We start from the raw sequence: 3,605 nt of genomic DNA, 5'->3' as shown, positions 1-3,605 counted from the left end.
CACAGTGTTATTGAAAGTTGCAGCTACGTATACTACACCTTTAGCAATACTTTTTTTTGCTTTTTTCTTAGCCATCTAACCTACTCCTTATGCCGCACCGACAGTTTTACGCTTACCTTTTCTTGTACGCGCATTTGTCTTAGTTTTTTGTCCACGCACTGGTAGACCTTTTCTATGTCTGAGACCTCTATATGAACCTAGATCCATAAGTGCTTTGATATCTAAAGTCACTTTTTTTCTAAGATCACCTTCAACCATAACATTTTCTTGAATATCATTACGAATTGTTGCTGCTTCAGCATCTGTAAGTTCATGTACTCTTTTGTTATAATCAACACCTGTTCTATCAAGAATTTTTCTTGAAGTTGTCAAGCCAATACCAAAAATGTAAGTAAGTGCATACTCCATTCTTTTCTTTTGTGGTAAATCAACACCTGCAATACGTGCCATGTTTATCCTTGTCTTTGTTTATGTTTTGGATTTTTACAAATCACGCGTACGATACCCTTGCGTTTAATAACTTTACAGTCATCACACATTTTTTTCACTGATGGTCTAACCTTCATTGGTTACTCCTACGATATATTTGCACCTAGAATGTTTAATAAACACCCCTATTTTGCGTGGATTATTGACGTATCATAATCCAACCCTTGAGTAATCGGTGCGACTTAATCAAAGATTCTTCGCGCAGTTTCCTAAAGCCTAATAGTTTTAGGGATGGGGATTATACCGAAATATTTATTAAGTTAATCTTATATTAAAATGTAAGGTGGATTAAAAAAAAGAGGGTAGCATTTACAGTAAAAGTGTAAATGCCTGATGAACGAGAAGATTCCCGCTCTATTTGTATCTAAATGTGATACGGCCTTTATCAAGGCTGTATGGAGTAAGCTCCACTTTTACAGTATCGCCTGGAAGAATTTTAATATAGTGCATTCTCATTTTACCTGCAATATGACAAAGGACAATATGTCCATTATCCAATTCTACTCTAAATGTCGCATTTGGCAATGCTTCAACTACTTTACCGTCAATTTCTATTACATCATCTTTAGCCATTGTATTCCTTTATGAATTTTCTACTTTAAATACTAATATTGGTCAAAATCGTGAAGCTTATGCTTCAGTCAATATGATTGCTTTACCATCTACTACAGCAACCTGGTGCTCATAGTGTGCCGTTCTACATTGGTCCTCACTAATGACTGACCATTTGTCATCAAGCAGTACAGGAATACCACTTTTTTGACATACCATAGGTTCCAAACAAAAGACCATACCATTTTTAATTTTGGGCCCTTGATTTGTTTTCCCCTCAAGATAGTTAGGGATATTTGGTTCATCATGAGGTTTTGTCCCTATGCCATGTCCACAATAATCACGCAATGGAACAAATCCTGCCGAAACAATATAATCTTCAAGAATCTTTGTCAATTCTTTAAAACGCATCCCCTCTCTGATAGAGTCTATTGCATGATAAAGTGCACCTTTTGAGCATTCTATCAGTGCCTCATCTTCAGCAGATATTTTACCCACTGCCATTGTGATCGCGGCATCACCAAAATAACCATCCAGCTTTGTACCGATATCTAAGCCGAGTACATCACCTTCTTCAATCACTCTATCTGTAGGAACACCATGAATACATACTTCATTAAGTGAAGTACATACAGAACCGGTAAATCCATACAATCCTTTAAACGATGGTTCAGCACCATGCCCACGGATATAAGCTTCACCTAAAGCATCAATTTCACTAAGTGTCATTCCTGGTTTGATTATATTTTGAAGATATTGAAGTGTTTTTCCAACGATCTCGCCAGCTCTTTTGAGCTTAGCGATCTCATCAGGTTTTCGAATAGCAATAGCCATTATAGACCTACATTACCCAATGTATCATATTGATTCATTGTTCTTTGTGCTTCGATTTTTCTCATTGTATCGAGTGCAACCTGAACGATAATAAGTACAGCAACCCCACCGAAGTAGAAAGACGCGCCCATTCCAGAGATAATCATAAATGGTACCGTTGAAATGATCGCAAGATATACTGCACCTGAGCCAGTCAATCTACTTGCAACTTCATTTAAAAATTCTTTAGTGTGTTCACCTGGTCTAACACCAGGGATAAATCCACCTTGTCTTTTCAAGTTGTCTGCAATGTCTTTAGCATTAAATGCGATTGACGCATAGAAAAATGCAAAGAACATAACAAGTAAGAAAGTAACCACATTGAATGTGATCCCACCTGGTGCCAATGAGTCAGCAATCGCTACCAAAAATGGTGTAGTACTTGACTGAAGCATTGTCAATGGGAACATCAATACAGCTGAAGCAAAGATTGGAGGAATTACACCTGAAAGGTTTACTTTTACAGGAATATAGTTCATCACTCTCTTTGTCTGATTCTGCATAATAGTCTTTCTTGAATAAGAGATAGGAACCCTTCTCTCACCAAGTTCAACATAGATAATAGCCAAGATAGTAATCAGCATAATTGCTAAAATACCAAGTACAACCAAGAAGTTCATCTCACCTGCATTTACAGCTCTAACAGTATTACCGATCGCAGAAGGTAACCCAGATACAATACCAGCGAAGATAATAAGTGATATACCATTACCAATACCTTTTTGTGTGATCTGTTCACCGATCCACATAAGCAACATCGTACCTGCCAACATAGAGAAGGTAGTGATCACTGTAAACATCATTGGATCAATCATTACTGCACTCTGTCCTGCTCTGCCCGTCATACTTTGAAGTCCCATAGATACACCGATAGCTTGTACTACAGTAATAAAAATAGTGAAATAACGGATAATTTGCATATATTTTTGCATACCGTCACGTTCTTTTTTCATTTGACCAAGTGCTGGGAAAGTTGCTGCAAGAAGTTCCATAACGATGGAAGCAGTAATATAAGGCATGATACCTAAAGAGATGATACTTAAACGTTCAACGGCATTACCAGAGAACATATTCATTAGCCCAAGGGCGTTGTTTGTATTGCTATCAAAGAACTCTTTGATAACATTCAAGTCAACACCTGGAGTTGGGATATAGGCTAAAACTCTGTACGCAAAAAGGAATCCCAATGTAATCAGGATTTTTTGAGTTAAAGCATTGCCCATAATTATTTTCCGCTTGTTGTAACAGCATCGTCTTTGATTTTAGCTGCAAGATCTTTTGCAGATACACCAATCAACTTCACTTTTGTTACATTTTTTTGTAATTTATGAACTGACTTGATAGTCTCAAGAGTAATCTCAGAAAGTTCAGCGATTGCTTTAATTTTTTCTACATTGATCACATATGGCTTTTCAACTGTAGAAGTAAAACCGATTTTAGGTAATCTTTTGTAAAGTGGCATTTGACCACCTTCAAAACCTCTTTTTCTACTGTAACCAGATCTAGACTTTTGACCTTTTTGACCGCGTCCAGCTGTTTTACCTGTTCCTGAACCTTGACCACGACCAACTCTTTTTCTGTTACGAGTTGAACCTGGAGCAGGTTGTAAATTATGTAAACCCATACTTTACCCCTTACGCTTTAATTCTAGTAAGTGCTTGGATTGTCGCTCTCACTAGGTTATTTGGGTT

The 3,605-nt window shown here is 37.2% G+C and carries 6 protein-coding genes and 1 pseudogene; all 7 read right to left on the bottom strand.

Annotated features, from left to right (window positions below):
* Window positions 1–75: pseudogene (locus ABZC96_RS09135) on the bottom strand (30S ribosomal protein S11); the annotation flags it as partial.
* 12 nt (window positions 76–87) lie between these two features.
* Window positions 88–450, bottom strand: a complete 363-nt coding sequence (gene rpsM / locus ABZC96_RS09130; protein ID WP_373030610.1) for a 30S ribosomal protein S13 — start codon at window positions 448–450, stop codon at window positions 88–90.
* Window positions 451–452: 2 nt separating this feature from the next.
* A complete protein-coding gene (gene rpmJ, locus ABZC96_RS09125) occupies window positions 453–566 on the bottom strand; it encodes a 50S ribosomal protein L36 (protein ID WP_008244830.1) in 114 nt (37 codons plus the stop codon).
* 277 nt (window positions 567–843) lie between these two features.
* The gene (gene infA / locus ABZC96_RS09120) at window positions 844–1,062 is read right to left on the bottom strand and encodes a translation initiation factor IF-1 (protein WP_223891920.1); all 219 of its coding nucleotides are present in this window, start codon (window positions 1,060–1,062) and stop codon (window positions 844–846) included.
* Window positions 1,063–1,119: 57 nt separating this feature from the next.
* Entirely contained in the window at window positions 1,120–1,875 is a 756-nt protein-coding gene (gene map, locus ABZC96_RS09115; protein WP_373030608.1) for a type I methionyl aminopeptidase, read from the bottom strand.
* Window positions 1,875–3,137, bottom strand: coding sequence for a preprotein translocase subunit SecY (gene secY, locus ABZC96_RS09110; RefSeq protein WP_223891922.1), 1,263 nt, complete (start codon window positions 3,135–3,137; stop codon window positions 1,875–1,877). The genes map and secY overlap by 1 nt, the downstream gene beginning before the upstream one ends.
* A gap of 2 nt (window positions 3,138–3,139) precedes the next feature.
* Window positions 3,140–3,538 (bottom strand): 50S ribosomal protein L15, encoded by a 399-nt coding sequence (gene rplO, locus ABZC96_RS09105; protein WP_373030607.1) that lies wholly within the window; start codon window positions 3,536–3,538, stop codon window positions 3,140–3,142.
* Between the last annotated feature and the right edge of the window lie 67 nt (window positions 3,539–3,605).

Source organism: Sulfurovum sp., from assembly GCF_041551015.1.
Classification (GTDB): Bacteria; Campylobacterota; Campylobacteria; order Campylobacterales; family Sulfurovaceae; genus Sulfurovum.
The sequence above is the reverse complement of the archived record's forward strand: the minus strand, read 5'-3'. Positions and strand labels throughout refer to the sequence as shown.